This is a genomic window from Hyphomicrobium sp. (assembly GCF_035687085.1).
Classification (GTDB): Bacteria; Pseudomonadota; Alphaproteobacteria; order Rhizobiales; family Hyphomicrobiaceae; genus Hyphomicrobium_B.
The window spans coordinates 112,018-134,470 of the sequence record NZ_DASRYS010000006.1; the positions used below are offsets into that span (position 1 = coordinate 112,018).

Below are 22,453 nucleotides of genomic sequence, written 5' to 3' on the forward strand. Positions count from 1 at the left end.
GGCTCAGCGCCGCGCTGAGGGGCATATCCAACCCGTCGCAGCCAACCCGGGGCCAGCGTCTGAATATCAGCTGCTGACCATTTCGTCGGGCCTAGGGCCTTTCAGGATCGACCAGTTGATGATCGCGATCTGGGCGCCGATCAAAAGCAGCACTAGATCGATACGGAAGCCGATGAATGCGCTCCACGACCCGACGATGACGCCGAGCAGTGCGACCGTTTGCGTGGCGACTTTGTCGGAGAGAAACGCGCCCAGGATGTCGCGATAGATCCGGCCCCCATCGAGCGGAAAGGCCGGGAGCAGGTTGAAGATCAACATCGCGAGGTTGATCGTGCCGAGCGTCAGCACGGCGTGCAGTTTCCAGCGGCTGTCGAGCCAGGCTGCGGGGTCGATTTCGCCAAAGCGGCCGGTGAGGCCGATGTCCGGCTGGCCGAGCGCGTTCCAGCACAAAAGGAAAATGAGGCCGTTGGTCAGCGGTCCGGCAAACAGGATGATGATGTTGGCGAGCTTCGAAGGTGGGGGCGCCAGCATCTGCGCGTAGCCGTAGAATCCGCCGACGAGGATTTCGCCCACGGGTACGCCAAAGAGCCGGGCGAAAAGCGCGTGGCCGAACTCGTGCTGCAGCAGGATGGAAAGGAAGACACCCGCGACGAGCACCGAGAAGCCAACCAGCGACTGCTGAAGCACGCCGAAGAGAAAGATCGGCACAAGCGCAAACGTGATGTCCACCTCCACCGGGATGCCGGCGATGCGGAGCAGCTCCAGTCTCGGCGTATCGGCGAGGAAGTTCATGCGTCAGCCTCTCAAAACGCCGAGCCCTGAAGGTCCTTGGACGTGCGGCCGTACCAGCTCCGCTCAGACGATGGTCTTGGCGTAAAGATCCGTACGGCGATCGCGGAAGAAGCCCCATTCCGCGCGGTAGGTCTCGACGAGGTCGAGATCGAACGTGTGAATGAGCACGCCTTCGTCTTCGGCGCCGAACTTTTCGACGAGTTCGCCGCGGTGGTCGGCGATGAATGAGTGGCCGTAGTACTTCTGCTTCACGCCGTCGTTGTTTTCTTCGCCGATGCGATTGGCGGCAACGATGGGCACGGAATTCGAGACCGCATGACCTTGCATCGCGCGCTGCCACTGCAGGTGCGTGTCGAGCGAAGGATCATAGGGTTCCGAGCCGATGGCGGTCGGGTAGAACAGGATTTCTGCGCCCTGGAGCACCATGGCGCGGGCGCTTTCCGGATACCACTGGTCCCAGCAGATGCCGACGCCGATCTTTCCGGCCTTCGTGTTCCAGGTTTTGAAACCCGTATCGCCGGGGCGGAAATAGTACTTTTCCTGATAGCCCGGGCCATCGGGGATATGGCTCTTGCGGTAGACGCCCAGGATCTCGCCGTCGGCATCGGCAATGGCAATGCTGTTGTAATAGCGCGGCCCATCCTTCTCGAAGAAGGAGATCGGGATCACGACCTTCAGCGACTTCGCCAAATCGCGCAGCGCCAGTACGGCCGGATGCTCGTTGACGGGGCGGGCGTTCTGAAACCACTTCGGCTCCTGACGCGTGCAGAAGTAAATGCCCTCGAAAAGCTCCGAAGGCAGGATGACTTCAGCACCACGATCCGCGGCTTCGCGTACGAACGCCTCGGTCTTTTCGATATTGGTTTTGATATCGTGGCCGTAGGACGTTTGAATGCTGCCGACCGTGATCGAGCGTCGCGCCATCTACAGGGGCTCCTGTTGTGTGATGCAATGAAACGATCCGCCGCCCGCCGTGCCGCAGCCGAGAAGGCCACGGGACGAAACGCCGACGACGGCGCGGGTGGGGAAGACGGCCTGCAATGCCTGCAGCGCATCGGCCTCGGTCGCGGTGCCGTAAATGGGCACAACCACGACACCATTGGCGATGATGAAATTCATATGGGATGCGGGCGAGATTTCGCCAAGAGCATTGCGGTAAAGGCCGACGCCCGGAATGCGCACGACTTCGAGCTTGCGGCCCTGCGCGTCGGTCGCGTTTTCCAGGCTCGCCGCGATGGCGTTCAGCGTCCCGGCATTCGGATCGTCCGGGCCGGCCGGCGCCTGGCAGACGACGCGGCCCGGCGCGACGAAGCGCGCGATGTTGTCGACGTGGCCGTCGGTGTGGTCGTTCTTCAGGCCTTCATCGATCCAGATGACCTTCTTCGCGCCGAACGCCTGTGCGAGCGCCGTCTCGGCTTGTTCCTTGGTCCAGCCATTGCGGTTCGGATTGAGCAGGGTCTGACGCGTGGTCAGGATCGTGCCTTCCCCATCGTGATCGACGGCGCCGCCTTCCAGGACGAAATCGAAACGCCGGATGGCGGTTTTCGCAAGCTCGGCAACGTCGTCGCCAACGGTCGCATCATCGGGCAGGTCGTACTTGCCGCCCCAGCTGTTCGTCTTGAAGCGCAGGGCGACGGTGTCTTCGCCGATGCGGGCAAAGATCGGACCCGTATCGCGCAGCCAGATGTCGCCGTACTTGCCAGGAATGACTTCGGCGGCGTCGCCGAGCGCTGCGAGCGCCGAGTTTCTGGCTTCCTCGCCGTTGACGAGCAGGCGGACCTTGTTGCCGGCGATGCTGAGGGCGCGGATGAGAGCGGCCACGTCGCGGCGCGGCGTCTCGAGGTCGCCGCCCCATTCGTCGGGATCGGCCGGCCATGCGGTCCAAATCGCTTTCTGAGGCGCCCATTCGGCGGGCGTCACCACCGCCGTCGCGTCCGCCGCAAGCTTCATTCTCAAGGTCCTCGCCGTTCTGCTTTAGGAAAAGCATTTCATTATCCGAGCACGCGATGTCGGAGATCGAGCCCCCGCCGTCAAGGCCGGACATGCGCCGGGGCGAATATTGGCCTCAGGCGAGCTGGCGGTGAAGCCTAAGGTTAAACGCGTTTGCCGAAGACGGTCGCGAAGAGGCCGACAACGATTGCCGCAGGGATGACGATGAGGGCGATGGCGCCGATCGTGACGGCCAGTCCGAGGAAAAGGAAGGCCATGACGCCGAACAGAAGGACGGCCGCCATGAAAACCACGATCTTGACGACCCATTCGCGCCAGCCGGTGAGGACAACCGTCTCGCCGTTCCGGTTGATGACGATCATGATCTCATTCTCCGTTTCATCCGGCTCAAAACTGCCTTGCCGTCACTGGACGCGAGCGGCCATCGCATCGGCGATTTCCTGAGATCCTTGAATGACGACGTTGGCGCCGCAGGCCTTCTGATGCGCCACTTCCGCGTCGGAATGGCCGCGGACGATGATCGGCAGCAGGGGGTTTGCCGCACGCGCCTGAGCTACGATCTGTCCCGCTTCGAAGCTGTCGGGTATGGCGACGAGCAGGCAGCGTGCTTCCGGCAGATTGGAGTATTTCAGAAGCTCGATGGCATTGCCTGAGACGGCTTCGATTTTTTCCGCCCTGAGCTTGTTCACGATCTCATCGTCCTCGTCGATGACGTACATCGGCAAGCCGCGCTGTTTGAGCATTTCGCCGATCGGCCGGCCAACGCGACCATAGCCGATCAGGACGACGTGGTTCTTCAGCTCGGTCTTTTCGATTTCATCCGGCGGCTCTGGCAGGGGCTCCGCCGCTTTCGCCTCTTCGCGCTTGGCAAGCTTCTCCTTGTAGCGGTCGAGGGCAAAGAACAGCACTGGGTTCAGCATGATCGAGCCGATGGCGCCGCCGAGGACAAGCTCGCGGCCGAGCTCGGGCAGCACGCCAAGCGTCACGCCGAGGCCGGCAAGAATGAACGAGAACTCGCCGATCTGAGCGAGGCTCACGGAAATCGTCAGCGCAGTCTTGGAAGAATATCCAAACGCGCGAACGATGCCGTAGGCGGCTGCGGATTTGCCGACGATGATGATCACCAGCGTGGCGATCACGGCAAGCGGATCGCGCAGCAGAATGACCGGATCGAACAACATGCCGACGGATATGAAGAACAGCACGGCAAAGGCATCGCGCAGCGGCAGCGTTTCTGAGGCTGCCTGCTGGCTGAGCGTCGATTCACTCAGGATCATGCCGGCGAAGAAGGCGCCGAGTGCGAACGATACGCCAAAGAGCTTGGCTGCTCCGAAGGCGGTTCCAAGCGCGATTGCGAGCACCGCCAGGCGGAACAGTTCGCGCGAGCCCGTATGAGCCGCGTAATGCAAAACCCACGGGATGATGCGGCGTCCCGCCACCAGCATGATCGTCACGAAGGCAGCGATCTGCAGAAGGGTGATCGCGAAGGTCTTCATCAGATCGAAGTTGTCGGCTTTATTGGCCGTTTCGTCTGTCGTCGTAACGCCGAACAGCGGCAGCAGCGCCGGCAACAGCACCAGCGTCAGCACCATGACGATGTCTTCGACGATCAGCCAGCCGACGGCGATGCGGCCATGCTCGGTATTGAGAAGCCGCCGCGCCTGCATTGCCCGCAGCAGCACGACTGTACTGGCGACCGAGAGTGCGAGGCCCATGACGATGCCGGCACCCGGCTGCCAGCCAAGGTAAAAGGACAGCCCGACGCCGAGCAGTGTTGCGACGAAGATTTGGACGACCGCGCCCGGAATAGCGATCTTGCGGACCGACCAGAGGTCCTTCATCGAGAAATGCAGCCCGACGCCGAACATCAGCAGGATGATGCCGACCTCGGCGAGTTCGGTGGCGATCGATTGATCTGCAACAAAACCCGGTGTTTGCGGGCCGATTGCGACGCCTGCAAGAAGGTAGCCGACGAGCGGAGATGCACGGAGCCGCTGGGCTATAGCGCCAAAGACAAAGGCTAGGCTCAGGCCGACGACAATCGTTGCGATAAGAGGCGTATCGTGGGGCATCTATGCTGCTTCCGGACGGGAGGGAAGCAACACTCTTCACTACGAGCGGCGTAATTTCAACCTTGGTCAAATCTGGGCGCCTTCCGGCGGCCCAGATGATCGCGCGTTGGTTGGGCAGTGCCTGCCCTTGGCACGCGTCTTAGGATTTGTCGCGCTGGCCCAGCGTGCGCAGCCGCAGAGCATTGAGCTTGATGAAGCCCTGCGCGTCCTTCTGGTCGTAGGCGCCCTTGTCGTCTTCGAACGTCACGAGTGTTGGGGAATAGAGCGATTTAGCGCTCTCGCGGCCGACGACGATGACGTTGCCCTTGTAGAGTTCGAGCGTGACTTCGCCTTCGACGTTCTCCTGGCTCTTGTCGATCAGCGCCTGCAGCATCTCGCGCTCGGGCGAGAACCAGAAGCCGTTGTAGATGAGCTCGGCGTAGCGCGGCATGATCTCGTCTTTGAGGTGGGCTGCACCGCGATCGAGCGTCAGGCTTTCGATGGCGCGGTGGGCGGCGAGCAAAATCGTGCCGCCCGGCGTCTCGTAGACACCGCGCGATTTCATGCCGACGAAGCGGTTCTCGACGAGATCGATGCGGCCGATGCCGTTGTCGCGGCCGAGATCGTTCAGCGTCTTCAAAAGCGTCGCGGGCGACAGCTTCTTGCCGTCGATGGAGACGGGGTCGCCCTTTTCGAAGCCGATTTTGATCGTCGTCACCTTGTCGGGTGCGCTCATCGGCGAAATGGTGCGCTGATAGACGACCTCCGGCGGCTTCTTGGCCGGGTCTTCGAGCACTTTGCCTTCAGAGGAGGAGTGCAGAAGGTTGGCGTCGACCGAGAAGGGCGATTCACCCTCCTTGTCCTTGGCGACGGGGATCTGGTTGCGGCGGGCGAAGTCGAGCAGGTCTTCGCGGCCTTTGAAGGTCCATTCGCGCCAGGGTGCGATAATCTTGATGCCGGGTTCCAGCGCGTAATAGCCGAGTTCAAACCGGACCTGATCGTTGCCCTTGCCGGTGGCGCCGTGGCAGACGGCGTCGGCGCCGACCTTGCGGGCGATCTCGATCTGCTTTTTCGCGATCAGCGGGCGGGCGATCGACGTGCCGAGCATGTAGACGCCCTCATAGACCGTGTTGGCGCGGAACATCGGGAAGACGAAGTCTCGGACGAATTCTTCGCGCAGGTCTTCGATGAAGATGTTTTCTTCCTTGATGCCGAGCATCAGAGCTTTCTTGCGCGCGGGCTCCAGCTCTTCGCCTTGACCGAGATCCGCGGTAAACGTCACCACCTCGGCGCCGTAGGTCTCCTGCAACCATTTCAGGATGATCGAAGTGTCCAATCCGCCGGAATAGGCGAGAACGACCTTTTTCACGGATTTGGGCGCGGCGCTCATGAGTGATCTGGCTTTCGAATTTGGATGGGCGGGAAATCGCGCGGCACTATAGGGTCGGCGGCGCTGCCTGCAAGTCCAGTCGGGGCCATATCACGAGATGTCGCAATCCGCTCTGGCCCGTGAGAGGGTGGCAAGACAGCGAGGAACAGCAATGAAGCCAACTGTCGTTTTTTGGTACGAGTTCGCCTCCACCTATTCCTACCTCAGCGCGATGCGCATCGACGAGGCGGCGGCAAGCGCGGATGTTGCCGTCGAGTGGAAGCCGTTCCTGCTCGGGCCAATCTTCCGGGCGCAAGGCTGGGAGACTTCACCCTTCAACATTTATCCGGCGAAGGGGCGCTACATGATCCGCGATATCTCGCGGATGGCGTCTGCGCGGGGAATTCCTTTCCAGATGCCGCCGAAGTTTCCAACGAATGGCCTCAAGGCGGCGCGGCTCACGATTGCTGCGCGGAGCCAGGGCGCCGACGCAGCGTTCAGCCGTGCCGTATACGCCGCTCATTTCGGCAAAGGCTTGGATATTGCTGATGACGACGTGTTGACGGATTGTCTGACGACCGCCGGTCTCGATGCGGACGAGGTTCGCCTGCTCAGCGTGGACGCTGCAGTCAAGGCTGAACTGCGCGCCAACACGGAGGAAGCCGCTGCGCTGGGTATCTTCGGTGCACCAAGCTTCACCACGCCAGATGGCGAAGTCTTTTGGGGCGACGACCGGCTGGAACAAGCTTTGGACTGGGCGAGAAAAAGGGCGCCGAACTAATGGGATTCAAAGCTTTAGGCTCTGGTCCGCACGCGCACTAGAGAGGGCTTGGACACCAGCGTCTGTTGCGCAAATGCCCCGTGTTAACGCCTTTCGCAATGCATCAGACTCATGAACACAAAAAAGGCATTCGACGGGTGTTTGCGATGTTTCCGATCAACGTGAGCTGATAAAAGCGCGGGAACATATCTCATCGGGGGAGAGCGGCCGTGATCGGGTCTAATCGCGTCGTCGGGAAACTGGTGTGGTTGGGTGTGCTTGCCGCCGCGTTGGCGCTGCCGCTCGCTGCTGAAGAAATCACGGTCACGATCCCTCCCGATGATCCGTCGGCGCAAGCCGAAGCCGCCGCTCCGCAGGCTCAGGCGGCTCCTCAGCCGGAGGCGCAACCGGCCCATTCCGCTGCGCTTCCCTCCTATTCGCCCGCGGAACCGCTGCAACAGTCCGCCGACAGCAGCGATGTGGCGTCACCGCCGCCTGCCGCTGCTCCCCTGGCCCAGCCGAATAAGAAGGCTGCAGAGGCGCCGGCGGACGTTTCGCCCGGCCACACGGCTGCCGAAGCCCCTGCTGCACCTGCTAAGCCTGCGCAGAAGCCGAAGAAGACGGCTTCGCCGTGTCTCAATCTCGATGAAAACGCCTGTGCCGGGAACACCCAGTGTATCTGGGTCGCTGCCGGCACCAACGACGCCGGTAAGCCGACGAAGGCTCGCTGCCGGTCCCTTGCGATGCTGAAAAAGGAAGAAGAGCGGGGGAAGGCCAAAGCCAAGGCTGCTGCTGCTCACGATGCGAAGTCAGCGGCGCCGGAAGTTCTGCCATGGGCCACGAACGGCGCGGCGGCGACGCCGCCTGCTGAAGTGGCACCTGCGGCGACGACCGATACAACTAAACCTGTGAAGAAAGCTGCGGTGGCGAAGAAGGCTGCTAAGCCCAAGCCCGAAGAAGCCCCCGCTCCGCCCGTCATCACGGGACAGGATGGGGACGCGTCGGCGGGATCAGAGCCCGCGGCGCAATAGCAGCGAGCGGGCTGTCCCACGAACGGGCCGAGCGTCGTTTTCAGTGCAGATAGGCCGACCAGGGCGATTGTGCCGCGAAGTGGCGGTCGAGCGCCTTTTGGCCTTCCGGATTTCCGAATACCAGCCGCCACTGCGTGCAGGCTGCGTCGGCGGCATCCATCGCCGAGGTGCTGGCGCGCGCCGCCGGTGCGGCCACCGCATACGGGATGCCGTAGGACAGCATCATCGCCATCATCGGGCCCTGATAGAGCGCCCATGGCGTCGTGCCCCAGGCAGCGGGGATCGAGGCGGGCCAGAACGGAGCGCCGCCAGGAAAAACGCGGGAGGCGATGATCGATTGCTGAGCGCCCGGCCAGCAGGCGAGCGAGGCGCTGGCCATCGACATCCAGGCCTGCATCATATCCGACTGCACGGCCGTGGGCGCTTGAGCGACCGGCGTCCAATTGCCGAACCAGGCGGGCCAGGTCGTTTCAGGCGTGCTGCGATCTTCGGGAGCCATTTCGCTGATGAGACGCTTCTGGCAGGCCAACGCGGCCGCGACAGAGGCCTGGCCCATCTCGAACATCGCTTCGGTTGCTTTTTGCAGGAAGCGGAAATGCAGGGCGCAATCGAACAAGGATCTATCCCTTCAGCTCAGCGGACCCTAGCAGGGATGCTGCATCGCAGCAACGCTGAAGCACTTCTGCCTCAGATTTGGTTAATCAACACTTCGCGAGGTCGTCGTTAATCCGTGGGCTCTCCTTTGGAGACCGCAGCCGTGGAGGTGATCGGCTTTGGCGCCGCAATCGCTTCGCTGCGATCGTCTGGGCGGCCTGCAAACTGACCGGCGGCAAGCCAATAGAAGAAGCCGCCGAAGAAGCCGATCGTGAGAAAGGCTTTGATGGCGTAATTGTTGAGGATGGTTGGCTGGCCTGCCACCTCGCTCGCGTACTGAGCGGTGAAGCCCAGCATGGCGATGGCAATTCCTGCGAACAGATAAAATGCTGGCGAGCGGATCGAGAAAACTTCGCTCAGCAGAGCGACGATCACGACGAAAAGGCTTGAAAAAATCGCCAGATGCGTCGCGGCGAGCAGTGCGAGGTCGAAGGTATCGCCGACGGTTTTCGGCAGCCGGTCGAAGGGCTCCGTCAGCACTTCGGCGGGCGTGGTGACGAAGAGCACAGTGACGAGGCCCGCAGCCAAGCACGCGAGCGCAAATCCGAACATCACGCGTATCAGTGTGCTGAAAAATTTGAGCACGATGCCCCCCGCCCCGGCGTTGCGCATTGCGCTGACTATATTCGCCGGCGGGCAGTTCTCAAATACGAATAACGGGAGCGTGCCAGCTAGCGCGCGTCAGCCGGCTTCGGACAGGGCCTTTCGCTCGCTGGCGGAAAGCTTCAGGCTTTCAGACCTCAACTGCCCGCAGGCGGCCAGAATATCGCGGCCACGGGGTGTGCGAACGGGGCTCGCGTAGCCGGCGCGATTTACGACGTCGGCAAAGCGTTCGATCGTCTCCCAATCGGAGCACTCGTAGCGGGTATTCGGCCACGGATTGAACGGGATGAGATTGATTTTGGCCGGGATTCCCGACAGCAGGCGGACCAGGGCGCGGGCTTCGGCGAGGCTGTCGTTGACGCCCTTCAGCATGACGTATTCGAACGTGATGCGGCGCGCGTTGGAGAGGCCCGGATAATTGCGGCAGGCTTCCATCAGCTCGGCGATCGGATACTTGCGGTTGAGCGGCACCAGCTCGTCGCGCAGCGGGTCGTTCGTCGCGTGCAGCGAGATGGCGAGCATGGTGTCGGCTTCTTCGCCCCAACGCGGTATTTCGGGCACGACGCCCGACGTCGAAAGCGTGATGCGCCGCTTCGACAGCGACAGGCCTTCGCCGTCGGAGGCGATCTCCATGGCCGCTTTGACGTTGTCGAAATTGTAGAGCGGCTCGCCCATGCCCATCAGCACGACGTTCGTTATCTTGCGCTCGCTCTGCGGAATGAGGCGGCCGTCGTCCGGGCCTTTGGCACCCGGCCAGTCGCCGATGCGATCGCGCGCCAGCATGATCTGAGCGACGATCTCTTCCGTTTCGAGATTGCGCACGAGCTTCTGCGTGCCCGTATGGCAGAACGAGCAATTCAGCGTGCAGCCGATCTGGCTCGAGATGCACAGCGTGCCGCGGTCGCTTTCGGGGATGTAGACGGTTTCGATCTCGGGCGCGCGGGCTTCGTGGCCGCGCTTCGGGAGCCGCAACAGCCATTTGCGCGTGCCGTCGACCGAGATCTGCTCGGAAACGATCTCGGGGCGGTCGAGCGTGTAGAGCTCTTGGAGCTGGCGGCGCAAATCCTTCGACACGTCCGTCATGTCTTCAAAGCGCGTCACGCCGCGCACGTAGATCCAGCTCCAGAGCTGGCCGACGCGCATGCGGAGCTGCTTTTCGGGAACGCCCGCCGCTGCCAGCGCCGTCTTCAACCGGTCACGCGTCAGCCCCGCGAGCGAGAGCTTCGCTGAGGGTTCTTCGGCGGTAATCTTAATTAACGGCGCGGCGGTCATGACAAAAACATGCTTTCAGTTCGGAAAGGGCCCTTTTACAGGGCTTCGCGAAAAGTGCCTAGCGGCACATTTTCGCTGGTTTTGATCGGCGCATGGCGACTCGCGTTCCGCGAGCCCGCCGCCATGCGCGGTTAATCACAAAATAAAACGGCTGAGGTCGGCGTTCTTCGAGAGCGAGCCGACGCGTTCGGTCACGTAGGGGCCGTCGATGACGACGGTCTGCGCGCCGCGGTCGGACGCCTCGAACGACACGTCATCCAGCACGCGTTCGAGCACTGTCTGGAGGCGGCGGGCGCCGATGTTTTCGACGGTCGAATTCACTTCGACGGCGGCATCCGCAATGGCGTCGATGGCATCCGGCCTGAAGTCGAGCGTGACGCCTTCGGTCTCAAGCAGCGCAACCGACTGGCGGATGAGGCTCACCTGCGGTTCGGTCAGAATGCGCTTCATGTCTTCGCGCGTCAGAGCGTTGAGTTCGACGCGGATCGGAAGGCGGCCCTGCAGTTCGGGAAGCAGGTCGGAGGGCTTCGACACGTGGAACGCGCCTGAGGCGATGAAGAGGACGTGGTCCGTCTTCACTGGGCCATGCTTCGTGGCAACCGTCGTGCCTTCGATCAGTGGCAGCAGATCCCGCTGCACGCCTTCGCGGGAGACGTCGGCGCCGCCGCGCGCAGCGTCCGCGCGCGAGGAAATCTTGTCGATCTCGTCGAGGAAGACGATGCCGTTGTTTTCGACTGCCTGGATGGCTTCGCTCGCAATCTGATCGGCGTCGATCAGTTTGTCGCTTTCTTCCGCGATCAGAATATCGAAGCTGTCCTTGACGGTGACGCGGCGCGGCTTCGTGCGCTGGCCGAGCGCCTTGCCCAGCATTTCGCCGATATTGATCGTCGCCATAGTGCCGCCCGGCATGTCGAACGAGGGAATGGGTGAGGACGTATCGGCGACGAGGATGTCGATTTCCTTGTCGTTCAGCTCGTTGTTGCGCAGGCGCTTGCGGAAGCTGTCGCGCGTTGCGAGCGAGGCGCCGGAGCCCACCAGCGCGTCGAGCACGCGCTCTTCGGCGGCTTTCTCGGCTTTGGCGCGGACCGATTGGCGCTTCGTTTCCTTGACGAGGGCAATGCCGACTTCGACGAGGTCGCGGATGATGCTGTCGACGTCGCGTCCGACGTAGCCCACCTCGGTGAATTTCGTTGCCTCGACCTTCAGGAAAGGTGCTCCGGCAAGCTTTGCCAAGCGCCGCGAGATTTCGGTTTTACCGACGCCGGTTGGCCCGATCATCAGGATGTTCTTGGGGAGCACCTCATCGCGCAACTCGCCCGTCAGCTGCTGGCGGCGCCAGCGGTTGCGGAGCGCAATGGCGACGGCGCGCTTGGCGTCGGCCTGGCCGACGATATAGCGGTCGAGTTCGGATACGATTTCGCGGGGTGAAAAATTCGTCATTGTCTCGGTTCGGGAAGGTAAGGAGCCAGTGGAGTTTTCAGCAGGTACGGCAGCATGCGGTTTCTGATCGGGTGCCAGAGGGCGCCCAGGAACAGCACGAAAGCGCCGACGACGGCGAGCGTCAGGACGAACGAGGACGAGCCTCCAATCAGAGGCATACCGCTGTTCAAGAGATCGAAGACGGCGACCGTAAAGTAGATGAGGGAAGAGACGAGCAGCGCGCGCCGGTCGATGGCGAGCGCGAAGATAGCAAGGACGAACACTGTCGCCAGGATGATGGCGGAGGTCGCGCCGCCCATGGTCGTGCCTTCGATGAAACGGATGACCGGCGATACGATGAGCGGCGCCGCCACCAGCTGCAGCCAGAAGGCGCAATCGGACAGGCGCGTTACGCGTTTCGTGTCGCGGGCATCATAGGCAAGCGCTACGGCGAGCACGGCGAGGCCGTAAAGGAAGGCGACGAGCGACGAGTCGACGCCAGTCGTCTGCAGGATGCCTTTGCTGACGACGGCGTAGCCGAAGAAGGCGATGAGAGCGACCGCGAACGGCAGCTTAAAACGTACATAATAGATGATCGCTGCGACGAGGGCGGGCGCTCCGAACGTCAGCGAGGGGTTACGCCAGAATGCGAATTCGGAATCGACGTTCCAGTTGGCGGACGTGAAGTTCGTCCAATGCATCTGCACGACGAAGGCCGCCGCCGCGAAGGCGACGAACAGAACCGAGAGCACCATTCCCGGCAGAACGGCGCGCCTCCGCGCGACCAGGATCTCGCTCAGGATCCAGAACGTGGCTGCGGCCAGCGCGAGGGTCCCGATCCAGCTCATGCCGAAGGTGCTGGCCGTCGAACTCGCGATCAGGAATGCGCCCGCGACGAGCAGCACGCCGATCGTCAGGAAGACGTCGTTGAAGCCGTTCAAGAAGCGGAAGCGCTCTTCGTCGGCGAACGCGGCTTCTCCGTCCGGGCCGACCGCGCCTGAGCCTTTCCGCATGGCTGCGAGCTTTTCGGCCTGCGCCGCGTCGATGACGCCGGCTTCGACGGCAGCCTTCAGGTCTTCAGGTGATAATGCGCTTGGCATCTGTCGGTGGTCCGGCTGTTGGCTGTTGGTCAGCGTCGCGGCGTTCAAGCCCTAGGGCCTACCGTTAGCTTGCGGCGTCGAGGGCTTCGACGACGATGTTCCTGTTCGTATAGACGCAGATCTCGGCGGCAATGGTCATCGCTTTCCGGGCGATCTCCTCGGCGTCGAGCGGCTGGTCGAGCAGCGCGCGGGCGGCGGCCAGCGCATAATTTCCGCCCGAGCCAATGCCCGCCAGCGAATTTTCGGGCTCCAGAACATCGCCCGTGCCGGTCAGGACCAGCGTGGTCGTGGCGTCCGCTACGATCATCATGGCCTCGAGGCGGCGCAGGTAGCGGTCGGTGCGCCAATCTTTCGCCAGTTCAACGGCGGCGCGGGTCAGCTGGCCCGGATACATCTCGAGCTTGGCTTCGAGGCGTTCGAAAAGGGTGAAGGCGTCGGCGGTGGCGCCGGCAAAGCCGCCGATCACGTCGCCCTTGCCCAGGCGGCGGACCTTACGGGCGTTGGATTTGATGATCGTCTGGCCGAGGCTGACTTGGCCATCACCGGCAACTACAACCCGGCCGCCCTTGCGAACGGTAAGAATTGTGGTGGCGTGCCACGAGGAATCGCCAGCATTTTGGCTCTGTTGGGTCATTTGTACCGCGTCAGTTAAGCTTTTGCAGGCAGGATGCAAGGGAAGCCGGTCGCCTGCGGCCACGGGGCCTCAGTGCCGGCCTTGGCCGGGCGGGCAACAAGCTGATAAACGCTCTCGCAGGTTTCGGGAAAGAGTCTTTGTTGAATTGATCCTGGCGACTCTCCTTCGGAGAGCCGGCCGCCAGGATAGAGTGGGTTAACGACATGGCGGGCGCCGGAGAGATTCACGTGAAGCAAAGACAGGCCTCGATTACACGCAAGACGAAAGAGACGGAGATCTCTGCAACCGTCAATCTCGACGGGTCGGGCGCCTACGACATCTCGACCGGCATCGGCTTTCTCGATCACATGCTGGAGCAACTCGCCCGGCATTCGCTGATCGACATCACGCTGCGGGCCAAGGGTGACCTTCACATCGATTTCCACCACACGGCCGAAGACACGGGCATTGTCATCGGGCAGGCCATTGCGCAGGCGCTGGGCGACAAGGCCGGGATCGTTCGCTATGCCGATGTGCATCTACCGATGGATGAAACGCTGACGCGCGTGGCGCTCGACGTCTCTGGGCGGCCGTTCCTCATCTGGAAGGCGGAGTTCACACGGCCGAAGATCGGCGAAATGGACACCGAGCTTTTCCGTGAGTGGTTCCAGGCCTTTGCCCAGAACGCCGGCATCACGCTGCACGTCGAAAACCTGTACGGCGAGAACAATCACCATATAGCCGAGACCTGCTATAAGGGTTTGGCGCGGGCGCTTCGGGCCGCTATTGCCGTCGATCCGCGGCAGGCGGGGCGCATCCCGTCGACGAAGGGCATGTTGCAGGGCTGAAGCCGCGGCGCGCGCGTTGGAGTGAGCGCCGGCAAACGTTTGAAGGATCAAGGAGTGTCGAGTTCCGTGGCGACCTATACCGTGCACGAACCCCCTGAAGCCGACGCTGACCGCGTCGATCGCGCAGTCGAGCTCGTGTTCGTCAAGGACGGTTTTTCCTGGCTGACGGCGATTTTTCCGCCTCTCGGGTTCATCGTGAACGGGCTATGGCTCATGGCGCTCGCCTATTTCGCGGGCGTGGGCCTTCTCAGCTATGTGCTCGCCGCGATGAAGGTTGAGCCGGGCTGGATCAGCCTCATCGTCTTCTTCATCGACATCTATCTGGCGTTTGAAGTCTCGACGCTGAAGCGCTGGATGCTGGCGCAGAAGGGCTATCAGATGCTCGGCGTCGTCAACGGCCGGACCTATGCCGAATGCGAGCGGCGGTTCTTCGAGAGCTGGCTGCCGGACCAGCCGGTCATTCAAAGCGATTTGCCCGCGGGTTCGAACAAGCCGGCTGGTGGCGCGAGCGGTGCGCGCTTCTGGCCGTTCGGCGCGGGGGCTTGAGGCCAAAGCCCTGATGCAGAACGTCGTCATCATCGATTACGGGTCGGGAAATCTTCACTCGGCCGCCAAAGCTTTCGAGAGCGCAGCTCGCGACAGCTCAAATCCGTCGAAAATCATCGTCAGCCCGCGTCCGGAGGACGTTCTGGCCGCCGATCGTATCGTGCTGCCGGGCGTCGGAGCCTATGGCGACTGCAAGGCAGGTCTCGAACGCGTTCCGGGGCTCATCCCGGCGCTGGAAGAGGCCGTCCGGCAAAAGGGACGGCCGTTTCTCGGCATCTGCGTCGGCATGCAGCTCTTGAGCGAACGGGGGCTCGAATTCACCGAAACGCCAGGGCTCGGGTGGATCAAGGGCGAGGTGCGGGCGATCAAACCTAAGGATCCGGCGCTCAAGATCCCGCACATGGGCTGGAACACGCTCAACGTTTTGACCCCGCACGCGCTGCTCGATGGCGTGCCGACGGGGCCCGATGGCTGGCACGCCTATTTCGTGCATTCCTTCGCGATGGCGCCGAAAGAGCGCCGCGTCGTCGTCGCCGAGACGGACTACGGCGGGCCGATCACAGCGCTCGTCGCCGACGGCAACATCGCCGGCACGCAATTCCATCCCGAGAAGAGCCAGAAGCTCGGCCTCAAGCTGATTGCGAACTTCCTCGGCTGGAAGCCGTAACGGCATCCTTGGCTGATGCTGCGGCGCCGGCCAGAAGCTCGAGTGCGGAGTTCAGCGTCGAGAGCACGCTGCGGGGCATGTGCCAGGAGCCGTCCTGCTCGTCATCGTCTTCGAGACGGCCCTGCAGCCAGTTGAGGCGGCCCGTCGCGGCGCGGTCGGCGCGGCCCAACTCATGCACGTTCAGTTCGTCGGGATGATCGAAGAGAATGGCGAGGCGGCGCTTGATCTGCTCGGCGCCGAGCCATGTCCGCACGTACCAGACGCCGTTGCCGGCGGGGGCGTATTCCGTTGCGATGTAGGGGAGCGAGAATGTCACCGTCCAGGTGTCCTGGTTGGCGGCTTTCGGCGTGTGGTGGAGCAGGAAAGTTTTCATGGCGAAGCATTCCGGTGCGGGGGGCTCAAACGGAAACGCAGGAACGCAACTAGGCTACAGATGGTGATAAATGCGGTCGTTTCAAAGGGAGCCGGAGATCATGAGCTGCTAGGGGGCTGTTCGCGCATGATCCCCGGGCTTCCTGCATCGGGCTTTGGACGGAGCGAACCCCGTTTTTGAACGGCGAGGGGGAGAAGGCCCGCCCCGCCCAAAGACCGGAAGTGTTTTGTTCGTGCCGCTTTCGGCGACACAGCTTCAAATCAAACCGCTTGAGCGAACGGCAGCTCAGGCTCCATCGGCTCGGGTGCGGCGATTGCCGGAAGCGGGAAGGCGATGACGTTGCCATCGGGTGCCAAGTCTAGGCCCGGACGACGCTGGCGAAACCAACGCAGCGACGTATTCGTCAGCACCGCGTCACGCTTCGTCGCCTGGATGAGCAGACCGTCCTCTTCGGTGAGGAGCTCGCGCAGCTCGCTCTCGAGTTCGAACTCCTCGCGATCGGACGTCACGTACCAGGTGTTTGAGAGAGGGCGCGCCCACTTATCGCCGAGGCCCATGATGAGCTGCGCAAGAACATGCTGGTTGCGGGTCGGGTGAGCGAGATCATAAGAGATGAGATAGGTGCGCATGGGGGCTCTCCTGTCGTTTCGGGGAGGGTCTAACACGCTACACTGACCCGGTGAGGCGCCTGTTTTGGGGCGCCAGTGAACATAGACAGAACATGCCACGACTCACGGGCTTTGTCCAGGGTTTGTTCCGAAAATGTTCTGCTGAAGTGCTTAACGTGGTTGCCCGCGCAACCTGCTTTTAAGCGCCGTAATTAGCGGATTTTGAACCGATGAATCGTGGTCGGGCAGGCAAAAGGCCGGCAACGACGGTGCCGGCCCTTTTCAGAACTTCCGCTGGTAATCGTCAGAACCGGTAATTGATGCCGGCACGGCCGATGTGCATCTGCTGGTCGGCCGAGAAGGTCTCGACGTAAGGCACATTGCCTCCGGGTTTCGTGGTCCCCTGGAGTTGGTAGTCCTCGCTGCCGAAGTCGAGGAAGAGGTACTCTGCCTTGAGCGACCAATGTTGGGTCAAAGCCCATTCCAGGCCGCCGCCTACTACGAAACCGAGATGATTGAAATTCCCCGAGGTGCGGCTGCCTTCGCAGTCGACAGAGCATCCAGAGCCCTCGACGAACGTCGTTGCTTGCTTCACGTCGAATTGCCCCCAGGCCAGACCGCCCGTCGCATAAATGAGCAAGTCCGGGCGGACGAGAACGCCGGCCTTGCCGCGCACTGTTCCGAAAATGTCCGGACTCGATTTGATATTCCACTGCGAGCCGAGCGGTGTCGTGAAGGTCCCTTCATTCTCCGTATCGGTCCAGGAGACATCGGCCGCGACGCCGACGACGATACTATTGAACTGGTGGTTGAAGCCCACTTCAACGCCGCCGACGACGCTGTCGTCGGAGCCGAGGTGTCCGGCCGACGGGACGAACGGGTCATTGTAAAAGATTGCGCCGGTCGAATGCGAAAGATCAACGTCGGTTCTGCTTTCGCTGAAACCAACGTTCGCGCCGACATACAAGCCGGACCAGTTGTAGCCCTCGATGATCGCTGGGCCGTCTTTCAAGCTGCCGCGGTATTCGTCGGCAGAGCCTGTTTGAATGCTTAGAGCAAACGCGGACATGCATGCCGCTGCACCAACTAATTCACGCAACATAACTTACCCCACTCAACGCTACGAAACTGCGCGGGAGGGTAACGATGCTCCGTATGCGGTGCTATTTATGAATGGTATTCACAAATTGGTTGTAGTCAGCGTGTGTCTTACATGCAACCGCTTGCGCCCTGCGTTCACAAGTTCAAGAGAACAGGCTCAGCTGGTCCGGGTTGGGCTGAGCCGAAACCCTGCGGTGAGGACCCGGATCGAAGCGCGGTTCGAGGCCTGGAAAGCGGCGCTGGAACTCTTCGAGGGCCTTCTTGCGGCTGCCGGGAAAGCGGCTTTCCTCCCAAATCTCATAAAGCCGCCGCGGGTCGCAGGCGTAGCGGCGCTGCAGGTCCACGGGCCTAATCCTCAGCCAGCGCGCGATCCAAATGTCGACGGCGTCGTTCTCGGTCAGAGGACGGCGGGCGACAGGCGGCGGGGGCTCGTTGAGGAACACGGTGGCCATGTTCATTATCTTCGCATTGGGACCGGGCTTCGCCAAGCCTGCCGCAATGTGCGAAAGCTGATGCTTGACGCCGGACGCGATCCGCGATTGATCGCACTGAAAAATTAGAAACCCAAGATAGCAATCTGATGGCCGCGTACGCACATTCGGGCGTCGCGGAGGCAAGCGAGACCCGTTGATCCTTTTTCCTGCAATCGACCTCAAGGACGGCCAGTGCGTCCGGCTGAAGCTCGGCGAGATGGACGCCGCGACCGTGTTCAACGACGATCCGGCGGCGCAGGCGGCCAGCTTCGAGAGCCAGGGCTTCAAATATCTGCACATCGTCGATTTGAACGGCGCGTTCGCGGGCAAGCCCGTCAACGGCGCGGCGGTGGAAGCGATTTTGAAGGCGATCACCATCCCGGCGCAACTCGGCGGTGGCATCCGGGATCTCGCGACCATCGAGGCTTGGCTCGACAAGGGCATTGCCCGCGTCATTCTGGGCACCATTGCGGTTCGCGATCCGGCCCTCGTGCGGGAAGCCGCGAAGCGCTTTCCGGGGAAAGTTGCCGTCGGGATTGACGCCAAGGGCGGCAAAGTGGCCGTCGAAGGCTGGGCGGAAACGTCGGAGCTCACGGCTGCCGATCTGGCGCAGCGGTTCGAGGATGCGGGCGTCGCCGCGATCATCTATACCGACATCGAGCGCGACGGGGTCCTGAAGGGCCTCAATCTGCCGGCAACTGCGGCCTTGGCGAACGCGACGCGCATTCCGGTGATTGCGTCGGGCGGTCTCGCCTCGATTGCCGACGTGCGGGAGCTCATCAAACCGGAATATCGCATGCTCGAAGGCGCGATTACGGGGCGTGCCCTATATGATGGGCGGATCAACCCCAAAGAGGCGCTCGAACTTCTGGAGACGGCATGAACATTGGTGACAAGGTCCGCGTGCTGAGAGTGCCCGCCGACCTGCCGAAGGACAACAAGCAGCTCACAACGCTTTTCCGCGGCTGCGTCGGCAAGACCTTCCCGATCGTCAAGTTCGACGACGGCCTGGTCGAGCTGCACGTGGGCGAAGTTTTTGGGAAACCCGCCGAATATCACCAGATCTGGCTCGAGCCGAGCCAGGTTGCGCTGGTCGAGGCCTGATACTTTTGAATTTGATGGACCAATCCACGCTCGCCGAAACCGAGCTGCCGCCCGAGATTGCGCGGCGGCGCACGTTTGCGATCATTTCGCATCCCGACGCCGGTAAAACGACGCTGACGGAAAAGCTGCTGCTGTTCGGCGGAGCGATCCAGATGGCCGGCGCCGTCAAGGCGCGCGGTGAGCGGCGCCGCACGCGTTCGGACTGGATGCAGATCGAGCAGCAGCGCGGCATCTCGGTGACCTCCTCGGTCATGACGTTCGAGCGCAACGGCATCGTCTACAATCTGCTCGATACGCCGGGCCACTCCGACTTCAGCGAAGATACCTACCGCACGCTTTCGGCCGTGGACGCGGCCGTCATGGTGATGGACGCGGCCAAGGGCATCGAGAGCCAGACGCGCAAGCTTTTTGAAGTCTGCCGCCTGCGCGACATTCCGATCGTGACGTTCATCAATAAGATCGACCGCGAGGCGGAAGACCCGCTGACGCTGCTCGATCTGATTGCGTCCGACTTGGCGCTCGATCTTGTGCCGATGGGCTGGCCCGTCGGCATGGGCTCGGATTTCCGCGGTGTTCTCGATCTCATGGGCAATAAGCTCCTGCTGCCGGAGAGCGCGGAGCGTGGTGCGCAGTACGGCCGCTCACAGCCGCTCGATACCTTTGAAGACTTGCGCCGTGTCGAGGGTATCGACGAGCGCATTGCGGAACGGACGATCGAGGGCGTGGAGCTGGCGCAAGGCGCGCTGCCGCAGTTCGATCTCGCCGCCTTCCGCGAGGGGCATCTGTCGCCCGTCTTCTTCGGGAGCGCGCTCAAGAATTTCGGCGTCGAGCAGTTGCTCGATGCGCTGGCGCTGTGGGCGCCGGGTCCGTTGCCGAGAGCCGCGACACAGCGGGTCGTTGAACCCGGCGAAGACCAAGTGACGGGCTTCGTCTTCAAGGTGCAGGCGAACATGGACCCGAACCATCGTGACCGCATGGCGTTCGTGCGGCTCTGCTCCGGCCGGTTCAAGCGCGGGATGAAGCTCATCCACGTACGCGAGAACAAGGCGATGACGGTGTCCTCGCCGACGTTCTTCTTCGGCCAGGGCCGCGAGACGGCGGACGAAGCCTGGGCCGGTGACATCATCGGCGTGCCCAACCACGGCACGCTGCGCGTCGGCGATACGCTGTCGGAGAAGGAAGCCCTGAAGTTCACGGGCATCCCGAACTTCGCGCCGGAGCTTTTGCGCCGCGTCGTCATTCAGGATGCGATGAAGGCGAAGCAGCTCAATCGGGCGCTCGACGACCTTGCCGAGGAAGGCATCGTGCAGGTGTTCACGCCGATCGCCGGCGGCCGGCAGATCCTGGGCGTCGTCGGGCAGCTGCAGTTCGAGGTTCTGCAGTCGCGCGTGGCGGCCGAGTACGGCGTGCCGGTGACGCTGGAACAGCCGCCTTATGAGCTGGCGCGCTGGGTATCGTCGGACGATCCTGCAAAGCTGCAGAAGTTCGTTGACGGGCACCGCGGCGAGCTTGCGACCGACCGCGACGGGGCGCTCGTGTTCCTCGCGGAAAGCGCCTGGATGCTGAAGTACAAAACCGAGAAATTCCCCGACATCAAATTTGCCGCGCTGCGGGAGCGGGGCACCTAAGGCTTAGGGAATGGTGACGTTGGGCTTGCGCTGGGGATCAGCGAAGCTCTTCTCGACGGTTGCGAGCCAGTCGGTCAGCGCCTTTTCCAGGGCGTCGGTTTGCGCTGACGCCTTGCTGTGCTGAAGCTCGGTCACGGTGCCTTCGGTGTCGAGGGAGCCGCGGATCGCGTCGTGCTGGTCGATGAAATTCGTGAGCGCATCGGCTTGGTCGCCGACGATGCCATGCGCTTCCAGCTGATGTCTCGCCTGAGCGATGCGATCCTGCACCGCGTCGAGGCGGGCGCGCAGGTTCTTGGGAGCAAATTCTTCGACCATAAAGCCGTTCCTTGGAAGCGTGCCGGAAATTAAGCGAAACGTTCCAACGCAGCTGGTCGTGGGAAAGTTCCATGGCCGGCTAAAAGTCTCGACGTTATCTTGAGGCCCGTGATACTTGCCAAGCCTCACCGCAGAAAGCTGACTTTGCAAATATGCTGAAAATCCGCATCATTCCCTGCCTTGATGTCAAAGACGGGCGCGTCGTCAAGGGCGTCAACTTCGTCGATCTTATCGATGCCGGGGATCCGGTCGAAGCCGCAGCTGCCTATGACGCGGCCGGCGCGGACGAGCTTTGCTTTCTCGACATCACGGCGAGCCACGAGAACCGCGATACCATCTTCGATGTGGTAGAGCGGACCGCCAACCGGTGCTTCATGCCGTTGACAGTCGGCGGCGGCGTGCGGACGGTGGATGACATTCGCCGGCTGCTCGAAGCCGGCGCCGACAAGGTTTCGATCAATACGGCAGCCGTCACCAATCGCGCCTTCGTCAAGGAGGCGAGCGAGAAGTTCGGCGCGCAGTGCATCGTCGTTGCGATCGATGCGAAGAAGGTATCGGGCGAGGGCGAGCCGCCGCGCTGGGAGATCTTCACGCACGGCGGGCGCAAGCCGACGGGGCTGGATGCCATTGCCTATGCGCGGGAGGTGGCGGACTTGGGAGCGGGCGAGATCCTGCTTACGTCAATGGACCGCGACGGCACGAAGGCCGGCTTCGATGTGGAGCTGACGCGGGCCATAGCGGACGCGGTGTCGATCCCGGTTATCGCGTCGGGCGGTGTTGGCACGCTGCAGCATCTCGTTGATGGCGTCGAGAAGGGGCACGCGAGCGCGGTGCTTGCCGCTTCGATCTTCCACTTCGGCACCTATTCGATCCCCGAGGCGAAGGATTTCATGGCGAAAGCCGGCCTCGCCATGCGGCTCGATACGTAAGGGGCAGCAATCATAAACGCCGTCGGAGCGCGATGCTCGATGGATCCTCGGGACGAGCCCGAGGATGACATTTGGGGTTCTCAAAGAGCCGCGTTACCGGGATCGTTGAGTTATCCGAGCAATGGGTCCCGGGTCTCGCAAGTGGGCTCGCCCGGGATGACAGCTGTGGGCTTCGTCTCTGCCGACACAACCCTTGTCATCCCGGCCGGAGCGCAGCGGAGAGCTGGGACCCAGAACGTGCAAAGGC

Annotated in this window: 26 protein-coding genes; 9 read left to right on the top strand and 17 right to left on the bottom strand. The window is 62.4% G+C overall.

The window, feature by feature from the left end; all coding sequences use genetic code 11:
• Window positions 1–66: 66 nt before the first annotated feature.
• From VFG26_RS05700 to VFG26_RS05725, 6 genes are all read right to left on the bottom strand, one after another.
• Window positions 67–792 carry a site-2 protease family protein gene (locus VFG26_RS05700; protein WP_325023132.1) on the bottom strand — a complete coding sequence of 242 codons (726 nt, stop codon included), beginning with the start codon at window positions 790–792 and terminating at the stop codon, window positions 67–69.
• 63 nt (window positions 793–855) lie between these two features.
• The gene (aguB, locus tag VFG26_RS05705) at window positions 856–1,716 is read right to left on the bottom strand and encodes an N-carbamoylputrescine amidase (RefSeq protein ID WP_325023134.1); all 861 of its coding nucleotides are present in this window, start codon (window positions 1,714–1,716) and stop codon (window positions 856–858) included.
• Window positions 1,717–2,742, bottom strand: coding sequence for an agmatine deiminase family protein (locus VFG26_RS05710; RefSeq protein WP_325023136.1), 1,026 nt, complete (start codon window positions 2,740–2,742; stop codon window positions 1,717–1,719).
• Between the two features lie 143 nt (window positions 2,743–2,885).
• Window positions 2,886–3,104, bottom strand: coding sequence for a hypothetical protein (locus VFG26_RS05715; RefSeq protein ID WP_325023138.1), 219 nt, complete (start codon window positions 3,102–3,104; stop codon window positions 2,886–2,888).
• Window positions 3,105–3,146: 42 nt separating this feature from the next.
• Entirely contained in the window at window positions 3,147–4,814 is a 1,668-nt protein-coding gene (gene ybaL, locus VFG26_RS05720; RefSeq protein ID WP_325023140.1) for a YbaL family putative K(+) efflux transporter, read from the bottom strand.
• 139 nt (window positions 4,815–4,953) lie between these two features.
• A complete protein-coding gene (locus tag VFG26_RS05725) occupies window positions 4,954–6,183 on the bottom strand; it encodes an argininosuccinate synthase (RefSeq protein WP_325023142.1) in 1,230 nt (409 codons plus the stop codon).
• Between the two features lie 151 nt (window positions 6,184–6,334).
• Here VFG26_RS05725 and VFG26_RS05730 point away from each other — a divergent pair, with 151 nt between their 5' ends.
• Together VFG26_RS05730 and VFG26_RS05735 are read left to right on the top strand one after the other, a co-directional pair.
• A complete protein-coding gene (locus VFG26_RS05730) occupies window positions 6,335–6,943 on the top strand; it encodes a 2-hydroxychromene-2-carboxylate isomerase (protein WP_325023144.1) in 609 nt (202 codons plus the stop codon).
• 209 nt (window positions 6,944–7,152) lie between these two features.
• Complete coding sequence (locus VFG26_RS05735; protein ID WP_325023146.1) at window positions 7,153–7,953, top strand: hypothetical protein; 801 nt, start codon at window positions 7,153–7,155, stop codon at window positions 7,951–7,953.
• Window positions 7,954–7,993: 40 nt separating this feature from the next.
• On the opposite strand, the gene VFG26_RS05740 is transcribed toward VFG26_RS05735, so the two are convergent.
• The 6 genes from VFG26_RS05740 to hslV all read right to left on the bottom strand — a co-directional run bounded on the left by VFG26_RS05740 (window position 7,994) and on the right by hslV (window position 13,635).
• On the bottom strand, window positions 7,994–8,569 hold the full coding sequence (locus VFG26_RS05740; RefSeq protein ID WP_325023148.1) for a hypothetical protein: 576 nt from the start codon (window positions 8,567–8,569) through the stop codon (window positions 7,994–7,996).
• Between the two features lie 107 nt (window positions 8,570–8,676).
• On the bottom strand, window positions 8,677–9,192 hold the full coding sequence (locus VFG26_RS05745; RefSeq protein ID WP_325023150.1) for a hypothetical protein: 516 nt from the start codon (window positions 9,190–9,192) through the stop codon (window positions 8,677–8,679).
• A 96-nt stretch (window positions 9,193–9,288) separates the two neighbouring features.
• Window positions 9,289–10,482 (bottom strand): 23S rRNA (adenine(2503)-C(2))-methyltransferase RlmN, encoded by a 1,194-nt coding sequence (gene rlmN / locus VFG26_RS05750; protein WP_325023152.1) that lies wholly within the window; start codon window positions 10,480–10,482, stop codon window positions 9,289–9,291.
• Between the two features lie 135 nt (window positions 10,483–10,617).
• The gene (hslU, locus tag VFG26_RS05755; RefSeq protein WP_325023154.1) at window positions 10,618–11,922 is read right to left on the bottom strand and encodes an ATP-dependent protease ATPase subunit HslU; all 1,305 of its coding nucleotides are present in this window, start codon (window positions 11,920–11,922) and stop codon (window positions 10,618–10,620) included.
• Window positions 11,919–13,001, bottom strand: a complete 1,083-nt coding sequence (locus VFG26_RS05760; RefSeq protein WP_325023156.1) for a hypothetical protein — start codon at window positions 12,999–13,001, stop codon at window positions 11,919–11,921. The genes hslU and VFG26_RS05760 overlap by 4 nt, the downstream gene beginning before the upstream one ends.
• 64 nt (window positions 13,002–13,065) lie before the next feature.
• Window positions 13,066–13,635 carry an ATP-dependent protease subunit HslV gene (gene hslV / locus VFG26_RS05765; RefSeq protein ID WP_325023158.1) on the bottom strand — a complete coding sequence of 190 codons (570 nt, stop codon included), beginning with the start codon at window positions 13,633–13,635 and terminating at the stop codon, window positions 13,066–13,068.
• Between the two features lie 203 nt (window positions 13,636–13,838).
• Between hslV and hisB the strand changes: the two genes are divergently transcribed.
• Genes hisB through hisH form a run of 3 tightly spaced genes read left to right on the top strand, consistent with a single transcriptional unit; the run spans window position 13,839 to window position 15,675 of the window.
• Window positions 13,839–14,462 carry an imidazoleglycerol-phosphate dehydratase HisB gene (gene hisB, locus VFG26_RS05770; protein WP_325023159.1) on the top strand — a complete coding sequence of 208 codons (624 nt, stop codon included), beginning with the start codon at window positions 13,839–13,841 and terminating at the stop codon, window positions 14,460–14,462.
• 54 nt (window positions 14,463–14,516) lie between these two features.
• Window positions 14,517–15,008 (top strand): DUF2628 domain-containing protein, encoded by a 492-nt coding sequence (locus VFG26_RS05775; protein WP_325023161.1) that lies wholly within the window; start codon window positions 14,517–14,519, stop codon window positions 15,006–15,008.
• Between the two features lie 13 nt (window positions 15,009–15,021).
• Window positions 15,022–15,675 (top strand): imidazole glycerol phosphate synthase subunit HisH, encoded by a 654-nt coding sequence (gene hisH / locus VFG26_RS05780; RefSeq protein WP_325023163.1) that lies wholly within the window; start codon window positions 15,022–15,024, stop codon window positions 15,673–15,675.
• On the opposite strand, the gene VFG26_RS05785 is transcribed toward hisH, so the two are convergent.
• The 4 genes from VFG26_RS05785 to VFG26_RS05800 all read right to left on the bottom strand — a co-directional run bounded on the left by VFG26_RS05785 (window position 15,638) and on the right by VFG26_RS05800 (window position 18,209).
• On the bottom strand, window positions 15,638–16,048 hold the full coding sequence (locus tag VFG26_RS05785; RefSeq protein WP_325023165.1) for a hypothetical protein: 411 nt from the start codon (window positions 16,046–16,048) through the stop codon (window positions 15,638–15,640). The genes hisH and VFG26_RS05785 overlap by 38 nt on opposite strands.
• 260 nt (window positions 16,049–16,308) lie before the next feature.
• Window positions 16,309–16,677, bottom strand: a complete 369-nt coding sequence (locus tag VFG26_RS05790) for a hypothetical protein (RefSeq protein ID WP_325023167.1) — start codon at window positions 16,675–16,677, stop codon at window positions 16,309–16,311.
• A 283-nt stretch (window positions 16,678–16,960) separates the two neighbouring features.
• Window positions 16,961–17,725 (bottom strand): outer membrane protein, encoded by a 765-nt coding sequence (locus tag VFG26_RS05795; RefSeq protein ID WP_325023169.1) that lies wholly within the window; start codon window positions 17,723–17,725, stop codon window positions 16,961–16,963.
• 175 nt (window positions 17,726–17,900) lie between these two features.
• Window positions 17,901–18,209 carry a hypothetical protein gene (locus tag VFG26_RS05800; protein WP_325023171.1) on the bottom strand — a complete coding sequence of 103 codons (309 nt, stop codon included), beginning with the start codon at window positions 18,207–18,209 and terminating at the stop codon, window positions 17,901–17,903.
• Between the two features lie 175 nt (window positions 18,210–18,384).
• Here VFG26_RS05800 and hisA point away from each other — a divergent pair, with 175 nt between their 5' ends.
• Genes hisA through VFG26_RS05815 form a run of 3 tightly spaced genes read left to right on the top strand, consistent with a single transcriptional unit; the run spans window position 18,385 to window position 20,962 of the window.
• Entirely contained in the window at window positions 18,385–19,113 is a 729-nt protein-coding gene (hisA, locus tag VFG26_RS05805; RefSeq protein WP_325023173.1) for a 1-(5-phosphoribosyl)-5-[(5-phosphoribosylamino)methylideneamino]imidazole-4-carboxamide isomerase, read from the top strand.
• Window positions 19,110–19,334 carry a hypothetical protein gene (locus VFG26_RS05810; protein ID WP_325023175.1) on the top strand — a complete coding sequence of 75 codons (225 nt, stop codon included), beginning with the start codon at window positions 19,110–19,112 and terminating at the stop codon, window positions 19,332–19,334. The genes hisA and VFG26_RS05810 overlap by 4 nt, the downstream gene beginning before the upstream one ends.
• A 14-nt stretch (window positions 19,335–19,348) precedes the next feature.
• Window positions 19,349–20,962 carry a peptide chain release factor 3 gene (locus VFG26_RS05815; protein ID WP_325023177.1) on the top strand — a complete coding sequence of 538 codons (1,614 nt, stop codon included), beginning with the start codon at window positions 19,349–19,351 and terminating at the stop codon, window positions 20,960–20,962.
• A 3-nt stretch (window positions 20,963–20,965) separates the two neighbouring features.
• On the opposite strand, the gene VFG26_RS05820 is transcribed toward VFG26_RS05815, so the two are convergent.
• A complete protein-coding gene (locus VFG26_RS05820; RefSeq protein WP_325023179.1) occupies window positions 20,966–21,277 on the bottom strand; it encodes a hypothetical protein in 312 nt (103 codons plus the stop codon).
• Between the two features lie 152 nt (window positions 21,278–21,429).
• On the opposite strand from VFG26_RS05820, the gene hisF reads away from it, so the two are divergent.
• The gene (gene hisF / locus VFG26_RS05825) at window positions 21,430–22,206 is read left to right on the top strand and encodes an imidazole glycerol phosphate synthase subunit HisF (RefSeq protein WP_325023181.1); all 777 of its coding nucleotides are present in this window, start codon (window positions 21,430–21,432) and stop codon (window positions 22,204–22,206) included.
• Window positions 22,207–22,453: the final 247 nt, after the last annotated feature.

What these genes read in the sequence shown, in the direction of transcription:
- VFG26_RS05700 (WP_325023132.1), bottom strand. Translation starts at nt 792, where the DNA reads ATGAACTTCCTCGCCGATACGCCGAGACTGGAGCTGCTCCGCATCGCC.
- aguB (WP_325023134.1), bottom strand. Translation starts at nt 1,716, where the DNA reads ATGGCGCGACGCTCGATCACGGTCGGCAGCATTCAAACGTCCTACGGC.
- VFG26_RS05710 (WP_325023136.1), bottom strand. Translation starts at nt 2,742, where the DNA reads ATGAAGCTTGCGGCGGACGCGACGGCGGTGGTGACGCCCGCCGAATGG.
- VFG26_RS05715 (WP_325023138.1), bottom strand. Translation starts at nt 3,104, where the DNA reads ATGATCGTCATCAACCGGAACGGCGAGACGGTTGTCCTCACCGGCTGG.
- ybaL (WP_325023140.1), bottom strand. Translation starts at nt 4,814, where the DNA reads ATGCCCCACGATACGCCTCTTATCGCAACGATTGTCGTCGGCCTGAGC.
- VFG26_RS05725 (WP_325023142.1), bottom strand. Translation starts at nt 6,183, where the DNA reads ATGAGCGCCGCGCCCAAATCCGTGAAAAAGGTCGTTCTCGCCTATTCC.
- VFG26_RS05730 (WP_325023144.1), top strand. Translation starts at nt 6,335, where the DNA reads ATGAAGCCAACTGTCGTTTTTTGGTACGAGTTCGCCTCCACCTATTCC.
- rlmN (WP_325023152.1), bottom strand. Translation starts at nt 10,482, where the DNA reads ATGACCGCCGCGCCGTTAATTAAGATTACCGCCGAAGAACCCTCAGCG.
- hslU (WP_325023154.1), bottom strand. Translation starts at nt 11,922, where the DNA reads ATGACGAATTTTTCACCCCGCGAAATCGTATCCGAACTCGACCGCTAT.
- VFG26_RS05760 (WP_325023156.1), bottom strand. Translation starts at nt 13,001, where the DNA reads ATGCCAAGCGCATTATCACCTGAAGACCTGAAGGCTGCCGTCGAAGCC.
- hslV (WP_325023158.1), bottom strand. Translation starts at nt 13,635, where the DNA reads ATGACCCAACAGAGCCAAAATGCTGGCGATTCCTCGTGGCACGCCACC.
- hisB (WP_325023159.1), top strand. Translation starts at nt 13,839, where the DNA reads ATGGCGGGCGCCGGAGAGATTCACGTGAAGCAAAGACAGGCCTCGATT.
- hisH (WP_325023163.1), top strand. Translation starts at nt 15,022, where the DNA reads ATGCAGAACGTCGTCATCATCGATTACGGGTCGGGAAATCTTCACTCG.
- VFG26_RS05785 (WP_325023165.1), bottom strand. Translation starts at nt 16,048, where the DNA reads ATGAAAACTTTCCTGCTCCACCACACGCCGAAAGCCGCCAACCAGGAC.
- VFG26_RS05790 (WP_325023167.1), bottom strand. Translation starts at nt 16,677, where the DNA reads ATGCGCACCTATCTCATCTCTTATGATCTCGCTCACCCGACCCGCAAC.
- VFG26_RS05795 (WP_325023169.1), bottom strand. Translation starts at nt 17,725, where the DNA reads ATGTCCGCGTTTGCTCTAAGCATTCAAACAGGCTCTGCCGACGAATAC.
- VFG26_RS05800 (WP_325023171.1), bottom strand. Translation starts at nt 18,209, where the DNA reads ATGGCCACCGTGTTCCTCAACGAGCCCCCGCCGCCTGTCGCCCGCCGT.
- VFG26_RS05810 (WP_325023175.1), top strand. Translation starts at nt 19,110, where the DNA reads ATGAACATTGGTGACAAGGTCCGCGTGCTGAGAGTGCCCGCCGACCTG.
- VFG26_RS05815 (WP_325023177.1), top strand. Translation starts at nt 19,349, where the DNA reads ATGGACCAATCCACGCTCGCCGAAACCGAGCTGCCGCCCGAGATTGCG.
- VFG26_RS05820 (WP_325023179.1), bottom strand. Translation starts at nt 21,277, where the DNA reads ATGGTCGAAGAATTTGCTCCCAAGAACCTGCGCGCCCGCCTCGACGCG.
- hisF (WP_325023181.1), top strand. Translation starts at nt 21,430, where the DNA reads ATGCTGAAAATCCGCATCATTCCCTGCCTTGATGTCAAAGACGGGCGC.